The organism is Aphanizomenon sp. UHCC 0183, assembly GCF_009712065.1.
GTDB classification, from domain to species: domain Bacteria; phylum Cyanobacteriota; class Cyanobacteriia; order Cyanobacteriales; family Nostocaceae; genus Dolichospermum; species Dolichospermum heterosporum.
In genome coordinates, this window is the sequence record NZ_VILC01000018.1 from 37,282 (window position 1) to 55,311 (window position 18,030).

The 18,030-nt window shown below is 38.9% G+C and carries 14 protein-coding genes and 2 pseudogenes; 7 read left to right on the plus strand and 9 right to left on the minus strand.

The genetic code is table 11. From position 1 onward, the window contains the following. Both FJR37_RS08500 and FJR37_RS08505 read left to right on the plus strand, forming a co-directional pair. A partial coding sequence (locus FJR37_RS08500; protein WP_168465781.1) for a C2 family cysteine protease occupies positions 1–1,124 on the plus strand: 1,124 nt, incomplete at its 5' end. Between the two features lie 230 nt (positions 1,125–1,354). Next, positions 1,355–1,858 (plus strand): hypothetical protein, encoded by a 504-nt coding sequence (locus tag FJR37_RS08505; protein WP_254434542.1) that lies wholly within the window; start codon positions 1,355–1,357, stop codon positions 1,856–1,858. A 404-nt stretch (positions 1,859–2,262) separates the two neighbouring features. Here the strand turns inward: FJR37_RS08505 and FJR37_RS08510 are convergent. Then, positions 2,263–2,936 (minus strand): annotated as a pseudogene (locus FJR37_RS08510) (Uma2 family endonuclease). A gap of 138 nt (positions 2,937–3,074) precedes the next feature. Here FJR37_RS08510 and bchD point away from each other — a divergent pair. Then, positions 3,075–5,096: a magnesium chelatase ATPase subunit D gene (gene bchD, locus FJR37_RS08515; RefSeq protein ID WP_039200580.1), complete on the plus strand. Its 2,022-nt coding sequence runs from the start codon at positions 3,075–3,077 to the stop codon at positions 5,094–5,096. Positions 5,097–5,168: 72 nt separating this feature from the next. On the opposite strand, the pseudogene FJR37_RS08520 reads toward bchD, so the two are convergent. Beyond that, positions 5,169–5,306 (minus strand): annotated as a pseudogene (locus FJR37_RS08520) (hypothetical protein); the annotation flags it as partial. A gap of 21 nt (positions 5,307–5,327) precedes the next feature. Between FJR37_RS08520 and FJR37_RS08525 the strand changes: the two are divergent. The 3 genes from FJR37_RS08525 (at position 5,328) to FJR37_RS08535 (ending at position 8,506) form a co-directional block, all read left to right on the plus strand. Further along, positions 5,328–5,933, plus strand: a complete 606-nt coding sequence (locus FJR37_RS08525; RefSeq protein ID WP_027404927.1) for a hypothetical protein — start codon at positions 5,328–5,330, stop codon at positions 5,931–5,933. A 508-nt stretch (positions 5,934–6,441) separates the two neighbouring features. Then, positions 6,442–6,525 carry a cyanobactin biosynthesis PatC/TenC/TruC family protein gene (locus FJR37_RS27410; protein WP_072033584.1) on the plus strand — a complete coding sequence of 28 codons (84 nt, stop codon included), beginning with the start codon at positions 6,442–6,444 and terminating at the stop codon, positions 6,523–6,525. A gap of 523 nt (positions 6,526–7,048) precedes the next feature. Next, complete coding sequence (locus FJR37_RS08535; protein ID WP_168465782.1) at positions 7,049–8,506, plus strand: ammonium transporter; 1,458 nt, start codon at positions 7,049–7,051, stop codon at positions 8,504–8,506. Between the two features lie 221 nt (positions 8,507–8,727). Here the strand turns inward: FJR37_RS08535 and FJR37_RS08540 are convergent, their stop codons facing one another. Together FJR37_RS08540 and FJR37_RS08545 are read right to left on the minus strand one after the other, a co-directional pair. Further along, a complete protein-coding gene (locus FJR37_RS08540; RefSeq protein ID WP_168465783.1) occupies positions 8,728–10,233 on the minus strand; it encodes a pitrilysin family protein in 1,506 nt (501 codons plus the stop codon). A 192-nt stretch (positions 10,234–10,425) separates the two neighbouring features. Next, positions 10,426–12,003 (minus strand): pitrilysin family protein, encoded by a 1,578-nt coding sequence (locus FJR37_RS08545; RefSeq protein ID WP_168465784.1) that lies wholly within the window; start codon positions 12,001–12,003, stop codon positions 10,426–10,428. A gap of 150 nt (positions 12,004–12,153) precedes the next feature. Here FJR37_RS08545 and FJR37_RS08550 point away from each other — a divergent pair, with 150 nt between their 5' ends. Further along, positions 12,154–12,768, plus strand: coding sequence for a TetR/AcrR family transcriptional regulator (locus FJR37_RS08550; RefSeq protein WP_168465785.1), 615 nt, complete (start codon positions 12,154–12,156; stop codon positions 12,766–12,768). 94 nt (positions 12,769–12,862) lie between these two features. Here the strand turns inward: FJR37_RS08550 and FJR37_RS08555 are convergent, their stop codons facing one another. From FJR37_RS08555 to FJR37_RS08575, 5 genes are all read right to left on the minus strand, one after another. Beyond that, positions 12,863–13,303: a DUF4332 domain-containing protein gene (locus tag FJR37_RS08555; RefSeq protein ID WP_039204813.1), complete on the minus strand. Its 441-nt coding sequence runs from the start codon at positions 13,301–13,303 to the stop codon at positions 12,863–12,865. Between the two features lie 351 nt (positions 13,304–13,654). Continuing rightward, complete coding sequence (locus FJR37_RS08560; RefSeq protein WP_168465786.1) at positions 13,655–14,455, minus strand: PhzF family phenazine biosynthesis protein; 801 nt, start codon at positions 14,453–14,455, stop codon at positions 13,655–13,657. A 220-nt stretch (positions 14,456–14,675) separates the two neighbouring features. Next, a complete protein-coding gene (locus FJR37_RS08565; protein WP_168465787.1) occupies positions 14,676–15,560 on the minus strand; it encodes an Rpn family recombination-promoting nuclease/putative transposase in 885 nt (294 codons plus the stop codon). A gap of 3 nt (positions 15,561–15,563) precedes the next feature. After that, positions 15,564–16,400 carry an Rpn family recombination-promoting nuclease/putative transposase gene (locus FJR37_RS08570; RefSeq protein ID WP_168465788.1) on the minus strand — a complete coding sequence of 279 codons (837 nt, stop codon included), beginning with the start codon at positions 16,398–16,400 and terminating at the stop codon, positions 15,564–15,566. Continuing rightward, complete coding sequence (locus FJR37_RS08575; protein WP_168465789.1) at positions 16,400–18,022, minus strand: radical SAM protein; 1,623 nt, start codon at positions 18,020–18,022, stop codon at positions 16,400–16,402. Before FJR37_RS08575 ends, FJR37_RS08570 begins: the two co-directional genes overlap by 1 nt. Positions 18,023–18,030: the final 8 nt, after the last annotated feature.

Genomic DNA, 18,030 nt, shown 5'->3' on the forward strand with positions numbered 1-18,030 from the left:
CTCCAACTCCCACACCAACTCCAACTCCCACACCAACTCCAACTCCCACACCAACTCCAACTCCCACACCCATTCCGACAGATTGGTATACTCAAAATCTAGTAGATGCTCAAATTATCACTTTAACCAGTTCTTTAGCTGCTGATGGTAATTTGAGTCGCAATGACATGATTGCTATTTTCCGTGATGCTAAAGATGGTAGTGTGATTGATGCCAATGAATTAACTGACTTACGGACTCTTGTTGGTAACTCTACCCTCTTCACTATGGCTGATTCTGTGAAACTCCTGTCTAATAAGATTGCCAATAGTGATGCAGCTAACACTCGTTCCGGTTTTGGTAACTTGTTTGCCGGTAGTAGTGATACCCAAATGGAAAATCTGATTGGTAAGTGGTTCTTAGGTACTGATCGCCCCGATACAGGTTATATCTATAGTTATGCTAGTGGTTCTCTGTTCCAAAATGGTGCTAGTGCTGATGATATTTACCAAGGAGCGGTGGGAGATTGCTATTATGTAGCAACTTTGGCTTCTATTGCCCAGGAAAAACCTGAGTACATTCAGAATATGTTTACGGACAATGGTGATAATACCTTCACTGTGCGTTTTTATAACAATGGTGTAGCTGATTATGTCACAGTAGATCGCTACTTACCAACCTATGGAAACTATGCCGCTTATGCTGGTTGGGGTGGAGGCTCTGTTACTTCCACTAGCAATGAACTTTGGGTAGCCTTAGCAGAAAAAGCCTATGCCCAATTAGCTGAATCTGGTTGGAGTCGTACTTACAGTGGTACTCAAAATAACTCCTATGCAGCTATAGAAGGTGGTTGGATGGATACAGTAATTCGCCAGGTAACGGGATTAAGTGCTACTTCCCAATCTGTCAGCAATATGACTCAAACCCAACTGATTAATTTGGTTAATTCTAATCAGGTGTTAACAGCGGGTTTTGTCTATGGTGCTGGTTATGGTGTTGTTGATGGTCATGCTTACACCATTACTGCCTATAATGCCACTAATGGAACTTTCCACTTACGTAACCCTTGGGGAAGTTACCACGCTGATGTAACCTGGTCTCAATTATTATCTTTGAGCGCGATTCTTCAATGGTCTAATACATAGGCATAGTTGAAAGCAGTATAAATAAGTAATTGGACAAAAATATTTACAGTCATTGCGAGCGAAGGGAAGCAATCACAACCCTTGGAATTGCTTGATTTCACTTCGTTCCATATGGCTAACGCCACGCTGCGCTAACGCAATGACATTGTGTAATTAATTCTGTCTCGCTACTTAATTAATGTTTGTACTGCTGTTTACTGATTTAATAATGATTTGAATAATTGGAGGTGATGTGGTTGAAACCGTTATTATTGCTTTTTAGTTTATTCGGTTTTGATGGTATGGTAAATTCTTGTAATTATTTACCTACAGATTTTCACTATCAACCATCTTCACACTTACAGTCAAAAGCTGTTAATAAGAAAGTTATGATTAAGGTTTCTTTATTATCTCAAGAGAATAAATTACTACCTTTAGGTATTCCTCCCCAAAGGAATCGAGATATTGGTTTTGCGACTGTATTTGTCAGTTTAGAAAATCATGATCTGAAAAATAAAACGGTGATCATTAAAAATATTGAAGTTCGTAATATTTCTGATCATAAATTACAATCTTTTAGTTTTCAGCCAAAACAAATTGAATTAAAACCTTTAGAAAATTCGGTAATTGATATTCATTTAACTAATAAAACTGGCTATTCTGGAAAAGATCAAGTAAAAGCAATAATTACCTATCAAGTCGGAGAAGAAGTTAATAAAATTGAATCTCAAGCTGTTGAGGTTGATAGACATTAGCTAAACTGTACTGCATTTAGTTTGTATAAGTTTAACAGGCAAGATGCCTGTTCCACAAGAGTTAAAAATATTAGCATTATACAATTTAGCTGCACATCAGCTTAGTACCGCAGGGCGGAATTAAAACTTAAAACTTAAAACTTAAAACTTAAAACTTAAAACTTAAAACTTAAAACTTAAAACTTAAAAAAGCTTGTGAAATGAGCTTTTTAAGTTTTTAATCGTTGGTTTATTCACGCCGTGTTGTACTAAGTAGGTTGGCGTTGAAAATTGTCGTTATGGCAAGGCAAAAGGCAAGAGGCAAGAGTGAAGAGGGTTTGGGCGATTTTACGTTTCTTTACACAGTTTGGTTTTATTGTGTTCACCTACTTACTGTGTTGATTATAAATCCCTTATTCCTTTTTTCAAAGTGTATTGATATCAATACCTTTAGCTTGCAACTTTGCTAATAAGGTTTGATAATTTGACGTTCTTGTTCTGCACGTTGACGTTCTTGTTCTGCACGTTGATTTAATTCCAGAGATGTGAGAAACTTCCGTCCTTCAGGATAATAAATTTCTAAATTATCTGCTGTTAATTCAAACCGTATTCCTAAACGGGGACTTACCCAATTATTGATTTCTTCAATCTCTTCTAGCCATGCTTGTTCAAGAATAAAACCTGTTAATTCGATTTTGTCTGGATTATAAACATAGTATTCTTCCACGCCATGACGTTGATAAAAAAGGAGTTTATTTGCCATTTCTTGACTACGATTTCCTGGAGATAGAATTTCAAATACTACTTGAGGTGCAATATTATTTTCTTCCCATTGTTTGTAAGAACCTCTTTTACCTTTTGGTCTACCGAAAATCACCATAACATCAGGTGCTTGACGAGTTTTTACACTTCCCTCAACTGGATACCAAAGTAAATCACCTGCGATGAAAACATCATTTTTCGATGCAAATAATATTTCTAAATTTTCTTTAATTTTAACTATCCATTCATAATGTTCTGTATTATCAGCCATGGGATTTCCATCACTATCAGGGTAGATAATTTCTGGTTTGGTTTCTGGTGTGAGTTGTTGTACTATTTCTGTAGCTCCATTTTACCCAAGGTAAATAAATTTTTTAACTTGACAGTGGCACTTATGAATCTATTGGTAAATGTGAACTATCCAAAATGTGCCAGGAATTGCTATGCTAAAACTATAATAACTATTAAGGAAACAATGCGATCGCCTACTCTAACCCCGACAATGACTGCTTTTCCCTTAGCTGCTGTGGTTGGTCAAGAAGCCATTAAGATAGCCTTACTTTTGACAGCAGTTGATCCCGTTTTGGGGGGTGTGGTAATTGCAGGTCGTCGTGGTACGGCTAAATCCGTGATGGCGCGTGCTATTCACGCTTTGTTACCACCTATTGAAGTTGTGAAAGGTTCTGTTAGCAACTGTGACCCCAATCACCCCGAAGAATGGGATGATAAACTTCTGGCTGAACAAAGACAAGAGATAGAAACGGAAATTATCCCTGCACCTTTTTTGCAAATTCCTCTGGGGATTACGGAAGACAGACTTTTAGGTTCTGTGGACGTGGAACAGTCGGTTAAACAAGGTGATACAATTATTCAACCGGGGTTACTGGCTACAGCTAATCGAGGTGTGCTGTATGTGGATGAAATCAACCTATTAGATGACCAAATTAGTAACCAACTTTTATCGGTATTATCCGACGGACGGAATCAAATTGAACGGGAAGGAATTAGTTTTCAACATCCCTGCAAACCGTTGTTTATTGCCACCTATAACCCAGAAGAAGGGGCGCTCAGGGAACATTTACTTGATAGAATAGCGATCGCCTTATCAGCAGACGGAGTTCTGGGTATAGATCAAAGAGTACAGGCAGTTGAACAAGCGATCGCCTATTCCAAATCTCCCTCAGAATTTCTCCAACAATACAGCGAAGACATAGACTCCCTCAAAACCCAAATCATCCTGGCACGGGAATGGTTAAAAGAAGTTACCATTACCCAAGAGCAAATTGCATATCTCGTCAATGAAGCCATTCGCGGAGGTGTAGAAGGACATCGTGCAGAACTATTTGCAGTCCGCGTAGCCAAAGCCGCAGCAGCCTTAGAAGGACGTAACACCGTCACCGCTGAAGATCTACGTCGGGCTGTGGAATTGGTGATAGTTCCCAGGACTACTATAATACAAACACCACCCCCGGACCAACCACCCCCACCACCCCCACCACCACAAGAAAGTCAAGACGAATCGGAACAAGAAGAAGAACAAGAGGAAGAACAGGAAGAGGAAAAAGAAGAAGACCAAGAACAGCAAGAACCCCCAGACATTCCCGAAGAGTTTATCTTTGACCCAGAAGGGGTAATTCTCGATCCAGAAGTGCTTTATTTTACCCAAATGGCACAACGGCAAGGTAAATCAGGAAGTCGCAGTATTATCTTCTCAGACGATAGGGGACGGTACATTAAACCGATGATTCCCAAAGGTAAAGCTCGGAGAATAGCCGTAGATGCCACATTGCGAGCCGCAGCCCCATATCAAAAAGCACGCCGCGCTAGACAACCTGGTAAAAAGGTGATTGTTGAACAGGGAGATATTCGTTCTAAACGGTTGGTGAGAAAAGCTGGTGCTTTGGTGGTGTTTGTTGTGGATGCTTCTGGTTCAATGGCTTTAAATAGAATGCAATCTGCCAAAGGTGCAGTTATGCAGCTTTTAACAGAAGCCTATCAAAACCGGGATCAAATCTCTTTGATACCCTTCCGAGGAGAACAAGCGGAAGTATTATTACCTCCTACCCGTTCCATTGCTTTAGCCAAAAATCGCTTAGAAAGATTGCCCTGCGGTGGTGGTTCACCCCTCGCACATGGGTTAACTCAAGCCGTGCGGGTGGGGATAAATGCCCAAATGGGTGGAGATATCGGTCAAGTTGTTATCGTGGCAATTACTGATGGTCGTGGTAATATTCCTCTGGCTCGTTCTTTAGGTGAAACCATAGAACCAGGAGAAAAACCGGATATCAAAGCCGAATTATTAGATATTGCAGCCAGAATTCGGGCTTCAGGGATGCAATTATTGGTAATTGATACGGAGAGTAAGTTTGTATCAACTGGCTTTGCCAAGGAATTGGCGAAAACAGCAGGTGGTAAATATTATCACCTACCCAAAGCGACCGATAAAGCGATCGCCGCGATGACTAGGGGAGCGATCGCAGATATAAAATCTAGATAGTCTGAATCAGGGTTTACAGGATGTGAAAATAAATCCTGTTGACCCTCTTGTTTTGTAAATCCTGATTCTAATTTAGGCTGATTTTGCCACAGACCAAGAACGAACTTGACCTAAAGTTACAGGAATGCGATCGCTCACGTCAATAGTAAAAAGATAAACCTTTCTTGCCCTCAGTCCATTTTCGGGATCAAAAAACTTTAATTTCACATCATTCTTGGAAATATTTACATTATGTCATACAGTGATTTTACCCTCAGAAAAGTCAAGCAAACCTTTGGCATAAACACCATTGAAGATCAAAAGTTTCTGCCAGAAATCAAACCAATAGCTGCTAGTACAACCCTAACTGATTTTTTAGTGGAAAGTTTACCATTAGCTATAGCAACAGGAAGTGAAAAAGCACGTTCTGAGTTAATCATTAGTCCGGTTTTACTGGAAGTCCGTAAGATATTACAAAGAAAAATTAGTCTATTCTCTGGTGCAGATTTTACTGTAGATTCGGCTTTAGGATTGAATGGAGTCTGTGATTTTGTTCTCAGTCTTTCACCGGAACAGTTAGAAGTTGAAGCACCCGCCGTTATGATTGTGGAAGCTAAAAAATCAGACTTAAATCCCGGTATTGGTCAGTGCATTGCGGAAATGATTGCTGCTCAAAAATTTAATGAAATTAATAATAAATCTATTCCTACAATTTATGGTAGCGTCACTAATGGTACTGTTTGGCGATTTCTACAATTAACGGAACAAACTGTAACAATTGATTTTACAGATTATCCCCTTCCTCCTGTTGATGTCATTTTAGGAATTTTAGTTTGGATGGTAACTGCTGCTAATTAGATAATTGTCACCAATCAGGATATCCAGGATTTAAGGATTTACAGGATGTTATTTAAATTGTGTCGGTTAGGTTGAGGGATGTTACCCAACATTTTGGTGATTTTGTAATTTAATTTTGTTGGGTCGCGCTGTTGCTTAACCCAACTTACATCTACTATTTATTCGTATATCTCGTTATCTCGTTCCCAGTCTCTGACTGGGAATGCGACTACAGAGGCTCTGACTCTGCTTTAATAGAAGGCAGAGCCTTCTAGAATTCATTCCCATAAGTAATTGGACAAAAATATTTACAGTCATTGCGAGCGAAGGGAAGCAATCACAACCCTTGGAATTGCTTCATTTCACTTCGTTCCATATGGCTAACGCCACGCTGCGCTAACACAATGACATTGTGTAATTAATTCTGTCTCACTACTTACGGAGTATGGGAACGAGAAAACAAGAAATGAGAAAAACGAGGAAATGAGAAATCAATTTCCAAAATCTAAAATCTAAAATTGATTATGAGATTACCCAAACTTTCCCCTCCGGTAATAAAGACCAACAAACTGAACCTGATAAACCTTTCCGGCGTGGTCGTATTTGGTGTTAGTTGGTGCGGTTTTCAGATCCCCGACTTCTTTGAGAAGTCGGGGATCTAATTTTTTAATTTTTTAAAGAAGTATATCTTTACGTAATAAATATCAGATTTTTATATGCGAAGGATGTTCAATTGACATCTCCAGAAATTAAATATGCGTATCCTAGAACCCTTGTAGAGACATTCCATCGGTAGGGATTCTCGACTCTACATTCTTTTCTAGAGATGTCTAATAGTGATGATAAATCCTGAACCATAGTAAATACTGATAGTATGGTGTGAAGTCATCTTATGTACTAAGTAATTGAACAAAATTAATTACACAAAAATCTGGGCTGAAATCCTTAACTGGCGAAGAATTGGTAAATCATCAATGTATAATTAATTTTATCGCGGTACTTATTGCAGAGTGAATAATTCACATAACCACAAAAAAATGTACTCTCTAATACAGAATATTTTTTTAATCAAATATATTTTACTAAGCAAACATCAAGAGATCGGGAATTACTGGGTCAGCAATAAAACAATAACCATGAACAAACGTATTCGTCCTTTATATCGTCTTTTAGCACTAGCTATAGGTGCAATGGTTTTGGCAATTTTTGCCCCCACAGTTGTCCAAGCTGCAGATCCTGTGACACTGGAATCCTTAAATGCCACAACTCAGCAATTACAAATTTCCATTGATACTACCTGGGTACTACTCACAGGCTTTTTAGTATTTTTCATGCAGACTGGATTTTCCATGTTAGAGGCAGGTTTGCTGCGCCGAAGAGGTGTAGTTAATGCCCTATTAGAAAACTTTATTGATGCGGCTGTCACCATTCTCATCTGGTGGGGTGTGGGCTTTGGCATCGCTTTTGGTACAAGTGCTGGTGGGTTTATTGGTACAGACACTTTTTTCTTAAGTCAATTACCAGTTAACGGTACTTTTACTAATGGTGGTGTACCAGGAATAGCTTCAGGACTCAATGCTTATACTTTGTTCTTCTTTCAGTTTGCTTTTGCGGCTACTGCCAGTACAATTACTACTGGGGCAATGGCTGGGAGAACAGACTTTATCGGTGATTTAATCTACAGTGCTGTCATGGCTGCATTCAGCTATCCCGTGATTGTGCATTGGGTATGGAACTCCAGTGGCTGGTTATCGAAAATTGGTTTTCATGATTTTGCTGGTAGTACAGTGGTTCATACCGTTGGTGGTTGGACAGCTTTAGTTGGTGCTTTTTTACTTGGTCCACGCCCTGGACGAACTCCTTGGGGGCAGATTCCTCCAGCCCATAACTTAGGTTTGGCAGCTTTGGGAACTATGATTCTCTGGTTTGGCTGGTATGGCTTTAACCCCGGTTCAACCCTCGGTACTGGTAATCCTGGCTTAATTGGTTTAATCACCCTGAATACGTCCCTGGGGGCTGGTGCTGGGGCCTTAGCGGCGCTGTTTTATCAATATAGTCGTTCACGTAAATGGGATTTAGTCTATTGTCTGAATGGTTCTTTGGCAGGTTTGGTAGGTATTACCGCTGGTTGTGCTTTTATAGCACCTTGGGCGGCGGTTGTGATTGGTTTAACTGGGGGAATTTTAGTAGTTTTAGGAATTGATATTATTGAATCATGCAAAATTGATGATCCTGCGGGAGCATTTTCTGTTCACGGTATTAATGGCATGATGGGTACACTTGCAGTTGGTTTTTTAGGTCAACCAGAACTGACTTTGAATAAAAAAGCTGGATTTTTATTAGGTGGTGGTTTTGATTTGCTGGGTGTGCAGATTTTGGGCGTAGTCGCAGTATCAGTTTTCACTATTGGTTTTGCCTTTTTAATGTTTACTGGACTCAATGCTATTGGTAAGCTGCGTGTTAATCCTGAAGCTGATAAGGTGGGGATTGATAACTATGAACACGGTGCAACTGTCTGGCCTGATGTTCATGCAGTTGAGGAGTTTTTAGAGAAAGAAAAAAATAACTCCAAAAATCCTCAAGTAAGTCCGTAGGGTTTGCGGAATCAGTTGTTGGTGGGTTAGGTGCAAGCTAACCTACCCTCCGGCTAACACAAAAACACCAACCGGAAAAAAGTGATTTTATGGTGTTGACAAAAAATTTTCAGTGTGTTATCATAGTATTGACAAGGAAGAACTATTTTAAATTAATAACGAAAATAACCAGATCCCCGACTTCTTTAAGAAGTCGGGGATCTAAATTAAATTCTATTCTATTAATTCTTAGCTGCTGGTTGAGTGCCAGGAATTGTGATATCTATGGTAGTGACTTTGGCGGCTAAATTGCTTAAGGGTTGTTTCATAGCAGCTTGGTTTCCGACTACTAAAGTCACTAAATTTTCTGGTTTTAGGTATTTCTGCGCTACTCGTTTCACGTCTGCGGTTGTGGTGGTAGTGATGGCTTTTTGATAACGAAATAGGAAATCGGCGGGATAACCATAATATTCGTATCGCATTAATCTGGATAATGTTTGGCTAGGATCTTGAAAGTTGAAGACAAAGGAGTTTAAGGTGGAGTCTTTGGCTTTATTTAATTCTTGGACTGTGATATTTGCGGTTTGTAGCCGTTTAATTTCTGTTTCTAGGGATTTGATAAACTGAACTGTGGTTTCTGTGCGGGTTTGTCCTCCAGCGACGAATGTTCCTGGATAGTCAAACCGGGGACTCCACATACCATATACAGAATAAGCTAAACCTTGACGCGATCGCAATTCATTAAATAAACGTCCGCCAAAACTATTTAAAACGCCATTCATGACATCTAAGGCTGGATAATCGGGATTGTCGAATTTTCCGCCTAAATGACCAAGTAAGACGCTACTTTGGGTGAGTTGAGGTTGATTAACGAAATATACACCACCTAAGTTAGCTTGGGTGACTTGTGGTAATGGGGTTTTGGCAATTTGCGGATTTGGTTCCCAGTCACCTAATTTGGCTTGTATGAGCGATCGCATTTTTTGAGCATTAAAATCACCCACAATCCCTAAAATGATCTTATTGGGGTGAAAATACTGTTGATAAAATTTCAGCAAATCATCACGGGAAATTTTATCGAGAGTTGCATATTCAACTGTCCGGGCATAAGGACTTTCTTGCCCATAAATTAATTTTCTCAACTCTCGACTGGCAATACTATTAGGATTATCATTGCGTCGAGCAATACTACCGCGAATTTGAGTTTTATCCACATCCAACTTTTCCTGTGCAAAAGCCGGTTCTCGAAGTACCTCAGTAAATAGCCCAAACACCATGTCTACATCTTCAGTCAAGGCTTCAAAACTAGCACTGCCAGCAGCTTCACCCATATCTGTTTCCACAGACGCAGCTCGTTGTTCTAGAATTTCATTTAATTCATCTGCGGAATGTTTTTGAGTGCCACCACTTCGCAATGTAGAACCCACCAAAGAAGCTAAACCTGCCTTTTCCGCTTGTTCCCAACGGCTACCTGTTCTGATTAGTGCTGTACCACTTACCAATGGTAGTTCATGATCTTCCATCAAATAAACTACTAAACCATTTTTTAGGACATACCTTTCATACTTAGGTAATTTAATTGCTGATACTGGCGGAAATTGTAATTCATTGTAATGCTTTGCTGTGGTTGCTGCCCAAGAAAAATTCAAATTTACGAGCAAACAAGCAACAACAATCACCAATGTAAAAACAAATCTTTGTCCCTTAGAAAAATGGAATTTTTTGCTTTTCAAATCAAACCTCAACATATCTATCTTCAAATTTGGATCAGGATTTATGGCTAACGCCGCGCTTCGCTATCAAGATTAAAGGATTGACAGGATTAATCTTTAATCCTGTTTGAATTTTGGATTTCTAGCACAGCATGGCGCAAGTAAACCCACTATTCTTAATCGCCAAAAATCTTGCTCAATATTACTTTTGACTTATGCCTTGTGGTACTATCCTGGTTGTTTGGATAACAACTTGCCAACTATGCGATTTTCTGGTATGAATGTGGCTTGGGCTACTCTTTGAATATCTTCAGGAGTGACAGCGGCAATTTTCTCTAATTGCTGAAATAAATTGCGCCAAGAACCGGTTTTGACTTCATATTCTAACAACTGTGCTGCCATGCCGGAATTAGAATCAAGGCTGCGTAATAAACCGGCTCTGGCTTGGGTTTTTAGTCGTGCCAATTCCACCGTAGATACAGGTTCAGTTTTCAATTTATCAATTTCTTGGCGTAAGGCGATCGCTACTTCATCTACTGTTTTCCCTGGAGACGTGAGAGCATAAAAGAAGATCAGATTAGGATATTTATCTCCTGGAAAGCCACTAGAACCTTGAGCATTTAGAGCTAAACTTTGTTTTTCTACTAAAGACTTATAAAGTCTTGATGTTCTCCCGTCACTCAATAAACTGCCAATTATTTCATAAACTGCATTATCAGGATGAGTAACAGCCGGACGATGATAACCTTCTAAATACCAAGGTTGAGTAGCTAATTCTAAAGTAACTTCCCTGGTGGCGGTTTGCTGGGGTTCTACGGGTAGTTTTTGTTGGGGTTTAGGTTTAGCTTGATAACGTCCAAAATAAGTTTGTGCCAGTTTTTTGACTTCAGCGGGATTGACATCGCCGACAATCGCAATTGTTAAATTACTGGGAGCATAATAAGCATCAAAAAACTTCTTAACATTCTCTGGTGTTAAGTTGCGAATATCTTGATCATAACCAATTACTGGTCGGCGGTAAGGATGAACTTTGAAAGCCGCATCTATGAATTTTTCTACCATCTGACCGATAGGAGAATTTTCGACTCGTAAGCGTCTTTCTTCCAAAATTACTTCTTTTTCTTTATAGAATTCTCGAAATACAGGATCTAAAAACCGATCTGATTCCAAGGACATCCATAGTTCTAATTTATTCGATGGAAAGCTATAAAAATAGCGAGTAGCTTCGGAAGAAGTATTAGCATTTAAACCCACACCTCCAGCTTGTTCAACTATTTGCCCCATTTCGTTTTGTTGAACTAATTTCAGGGCTTGAGATTCTACTGATTTAAATTCAGTTTCTAACTGGGCTATTTCAGCTTTTTTTTCGCTGGTTTTTGCGGTTTTGATTTGGTTGTCTAAATTTTCTAACTTGGCTAAAAGTGGTGCTTCGGCTTGATAGTCTTTAGTGCCGATGCGCTTTGTGCCTTTAAATGCTAGATGTTCAAGAAAGTGGGCTACCCCTGTTTGTCCATCTGGTTCATCAATGCCACCGACATCAGCATAGGTGAGAAAGGAAACTACTGGGGCTTGATGTCTTTCTAAAACGATGAATTTTAGCCCATTATCCAGGCGAAATTCAGTGAGACGATTAATTACTTGTTCTAGGTAAGGTTGAATGGAACTTTGGGATTTTTGCAGGGCTAAAGCTGTTTCCGGTATCCATCCCCCACTAAATACTATTAACGCCAAAATGGTGGCTAATAGCCGACGGAATGGAGAATTTTTAACGTTACCCATGAAGAAATTTAAAATTGTCTGGTGCATAAGCAAAAGTTAAAGTAAATTTACATTACTTGAGAAATAGACTACTTAACAAAAAGAGAGTTATCTTCTATTAAGCTTTTTGTATTTTTAGCATTTGATGTTGCACAATAGGGCTACGAATCTTGTTTTAAAGATATCAAAATAACTACTATGCGGATTTTTAGTTCTCCTCCATCATCAGAAACGCAGACGCGCGGACGTATTTTGCAAGCAGCACAGCGGTTATTTGCAGCCAAAGGGTTCGAGGGAACTACAACCCGTGATTTAGCACAAACCGCAGGGGTAGCTGAAGGAACTCTCTTTCGTCATTTTGCCAATAAAAAAGCAATTTTGGTGGAAGTGGCCACTAGCGGTTGGGTGGATATTCTCACAGATTTACTGACAGAACTTAGCGAAATGGGTAGCTATAAGGCGATCGCTCAAGTTATGCAGCGACGGATGTGGAATTTACAAAAAAACGCCGATATTATGCGCGTTTGCTTCATGGAAGTGCAATTTCATCCAGATTTGCGCGATCGCATTCAAACAGAAGTTATTGATAAAATGACAGATGTTGCTGAAGCATTTTTTCAAACTGCAATAGATAAAGGCATCTATCGTCAGATGGATGCCAAACTTGGAGCTAAAGTTTTTTTAGGTTTATTTGCGATCGCCGGTTTCTCTGATCATACCCTCATAGACCCCAACGCCTCCCCCCAAGAAATGCAAAAAATGGCGGAGGGGTTAGCGGATATCTTTCTTAACGGTGTCCTAGCAAAGGAATAGGTGACAGGTGACAGGTGACAGTTAAGAAGAAAAAAGGGAATGGACAAAAATTTTACTATTCACTACCCACTACTCACTCACCACTGACAACTGACTAATTACCCATTGCTTGCGCTTGATGACTCCACTGTTGTACTAATTCAACTGCTGGACACAAATCCCGGTTATGCAATGTCGCTACTTGCAAGCGCATAACTTGTCTATGCAATCTGTGAGTAGGAGTTTGGGCTAGTTGGGCTATGGAAATAACCCCAGAGTGAAGTAATACACCGCAATACTGAGTTCCTACACTGGGAACACGGGCTAAACCTGCTAAAACTACCCATTTATTCACAGAATGGATATTTACCTGTAATTTACCTGCTAATACTATTCTCTCTTCTGGAGTTTTTCCTCTTTTGATTAGTTCTTCTGTGGTATTAATGCCACAATTTTTGAGTTGAGCTTGATCTTCTGCACTCAATCCTGGTAAGTCTTTAACGGGCCAATCGGATTTTTGAAGTAAATTTCTATTAGTTGCACGGTTAGTGGTCATTTTTGGAGTTTTTAGTATGGGTTAATTTTATGTAAAAATTCAGGATATACTGGGATTTTATTTTCTGAATTTTAACACTCTTATCAAATCGCCATCCCTCTTTAGGAATGTATTACTAACATTATCACCTATAAAAAATGGAACCTCCAATGTATTTACTGCTCAACTTCCTACATTAAAGGAGGTTTACAGTCAATAATGCCCGATAAGTGTCATCTTAAATATAAAAATTTAATTACAAATATTAACTTAATACCTGTCTGCAATCCCCCCTGAGATCCCCGACTTCTCTAAGAAGCCGGGGATCTGATCTTATTCTGATATTATGATTTAATATCTCATGATCGATCCTTAACCTAAAGTTAATTGTCCTTGCATTACTGTTACAGCTTGTCCAGATATAAAGACGCGATTGGCTCCTGGATAGTACATTTTCACCACTCCACCGCGATTGGAAGCTTGATAAGCCAAAAATTCATCTTTTCCCAATTTATCCCGCCAAAAAGGTGCTAAACAACAATGTGCTGCACCTGTTACCGGATCTTCATCAATCCCTAACATGGGGGCAAAAAAGCGGGAGACAAAATCATATTCTGAACCAGAATCAGCAATGCTAGTAACGATAATATCCGCCTTTGTTAAGGTTTTCATCTGCTGGAAATTCGGCTGCATTTCTCTGACTAATTGCTCAGATTCTACTTCTACTAAATAGCCGAGAGAATTTTGGACAACAGATTTACAAGTTACTCCTAAAACTTGACTTAATTCTGGAGGTGATTCCACAGATTGAGAGAGATTCACCGGAAAATCTAACTGAATCCAATCATTTTCTAGTTTAGCTATTAGTATACCACTTTTTGTATAAAAACGCGCCTCTTGATTTGGTAATAAATGCCCTTGTAACCATAATACATGAGCGCTGGCTAAGGTAGCGTGTCCACACAGGGGAACTTCTACCGTGGGAGTAAACCAGCGCAAATTAAACCCATCATCTTGTTTAACTAAAAAAGCGGTTTCTGATAAGTTCATTTCCTGAGCGATATTTTGCATCCATGCTTCAGATTGTGGACTATCTAAAACACATACAGCCGCAGGATTTCCTTTAAATGGAGTATTAGTGAAAGCGTCTACTTGAGTAATAATTTGCGTCATTTGTATAACTATCTAAGTAGGTTAGCATTGAAAATCGTCGTTATGGCAAGGCAAGAGGCAAGAGTGAAGGTAGTTATTCACTCCCCCCTCTAAAATTATCGAAACCCTTGATCTCTCGTTAAAGATAAGGGGGGAGTGTGAACAGTTACGAGTGAAGAGGGTTTGGGCGATTTTACTTTTCTTTACACAGATTGGTTTTATTGTGTTCACCTACTTAAACCTATGATTCTGTGTGGGATTTTAGCCATTGTTCTAAGTCGTTAATATCTCCAAAATCTAATAATGCTTCTCCGAGGTCTTCTAGCTGTGCTATTGTCAAGCTGTTAATACTTTCGATATGGCGAGTAATCAATTTTCCAAACCGCTTAGATAACTGCCGCAGCAGTAAGGTTTTTTCACCTTCTTGTCTACCTTCTTGTCTACCTTCTTGTCTACCTTCTTGTCTACCTTCTTGTTCACCTTCCTGCTTTGCTTCTTGATATACCCTTGTTTGCTTAATATCACTTACTAAAAACATGGCTTCTATCTCCTGACGGCTTAATTGGGAAAACTTTGACACTAAGACAGTTTCCAATAACTCTATAATACCTTGTCTTTCTCTCTCATTGCTAACTTCTGTTTTTGTTCTTGCCATCAAGTTTTGAACTAATTGTGGTGATTGGTTTTCTTTACTGACAATTAATTCAATTAACCCTACACCTATTGAACCTGATGGTATTTCATCTAAATAAATTCGTTTGATGCGACCACTATTGACTAATTCTTGTTGGTAATTAGTTAATCTTTCCACATCTAAACTACGTTTAGCAAATAAAGCTACTGCCTGCCAGTCTTGTTCTGGTTTATATTGATTGAGATAAATATTTATCTCTGTAATTAATTCCCAATAAAACTCTGGTTTGTTTTGAAATTGGACTTCGACAAAATAGATGGGTTTTTCTTCACTATCTGGCATGAATATTCCATCAAATCGAAAGGCTTTTTCTTTGACTTCTACAGATGTAAACTCATAACCTTCCGCATTTTCTGTGGGTTGTCCCAGTAGTTCAAATAATAGAGTATGGAAGGTGAGGAAGATTTGGTAGAATATTGTATCTGTGTGCATTATTTATGATTCTGTGTGGGATTTTAGCCATTGTTCTAAGTCGTTAATATCTCCAAAATCTAATAATGCTTCTCCCAGGTCTTCTAGCTGTGCTATTGTCAAGCTGTTGATGCTTTCAATATGGCGAGTAATCAATTTTCCAACCCGCTTCGATAATATTCGTAACAGTAAGCTTCTCTCACCTTCTTGTTCACCCTCCTGTTTGGCTTCTTGATATACCCTTGTTTGCTTAATATCACTCACTAAAAACATCGCTTCTATCTCCTGACGACTTAATTGGGAAAACTTTGACATCAAAACACTTTCCAGTAATTCTATAATACCTTGTCTTTCACTATCATTGCTAACTTCCGTCTTGGTTCTTGCCATTAAGGTTTTTACCAATTCCTGTGATTGGTTTTCTTTACTGACAATTAATTCAATTAATCCCATCCCTATTGACCCTGATGCTATTTCATCTAAATAAATTCGTTTGATTCGACCACTATTGACTAATTCCTGTTGATAATTAGTTAATTTTTTTACATCTAAACTCCGTTTAGCAAATAAGGCTACCGCTTGCCAATCTTGTTCTGGTTTATATTGATTGAGATAAATATTTATCTCTGTAATTAATTCCCAATAAAACTCTGGTTTGTTTTGAAATTGGACTTCGACAAAATAGATGGGTTTTTCTTCACTATCTGGCATGAATATTCCATCAAATCGAAAGGCTTTTTCTTTGACTTCTACAGATGTAAACTCATAACCTTCCGCATTTTCTGTGGGTTGTCCCAGTAGTTCAAATAATAGAGTATGGAAGGTGAGGAAGATTTGGTAGAATATTGTATCTGTGTGCATTATTTATGATTTAATTCCAAGTTGGTAGCTTCTGCTAAATGCTTAATTAGTGTAGACTGAGGTAAGGGTCCATGCAAGTGATTCCAAGGTAAAATTTGCTCAGTTGACCAATTGCTGTGAACATAAAAATCTAAGTCGGGAATTTGTCCTTTCAGTTGTTTAAAAGCCCGTTTATAACTTCCCAAAGAGTCGCCAAAATCACGGGTTAATTCTAATAATGGAGAAAGTCGGCGATCGCCTCTCGACAACAAAGCCTGTATAATTGACCAATTATAGCTTTCTGGTCGAAACTCCATACCTTGAGGTTTTATTTGCTTTTGTAACAATTGCAACCGCTTTTCTGCTTGCTTATTTACCCCAAACCATTGAAATGGTGTGTGTGATTTGGGGACAAAGGTACTACACCCCAGTGTTAACCGCAAACCAGGAGCAGCTTTTCTTACGCCTTCCATCATTTTTACAGTTGCGTCCACATCTTCTGCTTCTTCCCCAGGAATTCCCACCATTCCATAGAGTTTTAAACTAGATAAACCACCAGCTTTTGCATTGATAGCTGCTTGGATAATTTCATCATTATGTAATTTTTTATTGACAATTTTCCGAACTTTTTCCGAACCACTTTCCACCGCAATTGTCAATGATCTTGTATCTCGTTTTGCCAAAGTTTCGGCTAATTTAACTGTAACTGTATTGGTTCTTACAGAAGCCACACTCAACCGCACATCATCATATTTTGGTTGACTAATATAATCTAATAATTCTGTAAATTCTGGATGTTGAGTAACAGAAGCCCCTAACAAACCCAACCGACTTGTAACTTTTAAACCCCGTTCAATCCCAGGAATTAAAGAATTTTCCAAACTCGCAGTTCTAAAAGGCAACGTTAAATAACTAGCTAAACAAAAGCGGCACATTTCGGGACAACTCCGCACCACTTCCACCATATAAATATTTTCCCAAGCCGCTTTTTCTGTCACCACAGTAGAAGCAGAAAGAGTATTGCCTCGATAAGTTTGCTTTTGGATAATTGGGGGAATTTCCTCTGAAATCGGATTAATTGATTTTATTTCCCCATCTGGGGTAACATATTCTATTACATATAAACTAGGAATATAAATTCCCGGAACTTGGGCTAAAGTTTTTAACTGAGTTTCTCTATCAGCATTTCTGACTTTTTTATAAGTATCTATAAAATCGCCAAGCAGATTTTCACCATCTCCCAATAAAATCACATCGAAAAATTCGGCATAAGGTTCAGGATTCGCCGTCAAAACTGGTCCACCACCAAAAACTAAAGGATAATTTTGATTGCGAGAATCAGCCCGAATGGGAATTTCTAAAGATTCCAAAAGATTAAAAATATTCACATAATCTAATTCCCAAGACATCGAAAAACCTAATAATTCTGGATGTCTAGGAAGTTGTTCCCGAATATCAGTAAATAAGCGACTTACCTGCAAATCATCACGCATAGCCAAAGTCGCCCATACTACCTGATAACCCAGGCTAGTTATCCCCACAGTGTACTCATTGGGAAAGGCGAAAATTACGGGAATGGCATCGTGCTTGGGGGTTGCAGGGGTAAATAGAAGGCGTTCGCAGTCAAATACAGATGATGTCACAGCTTTTT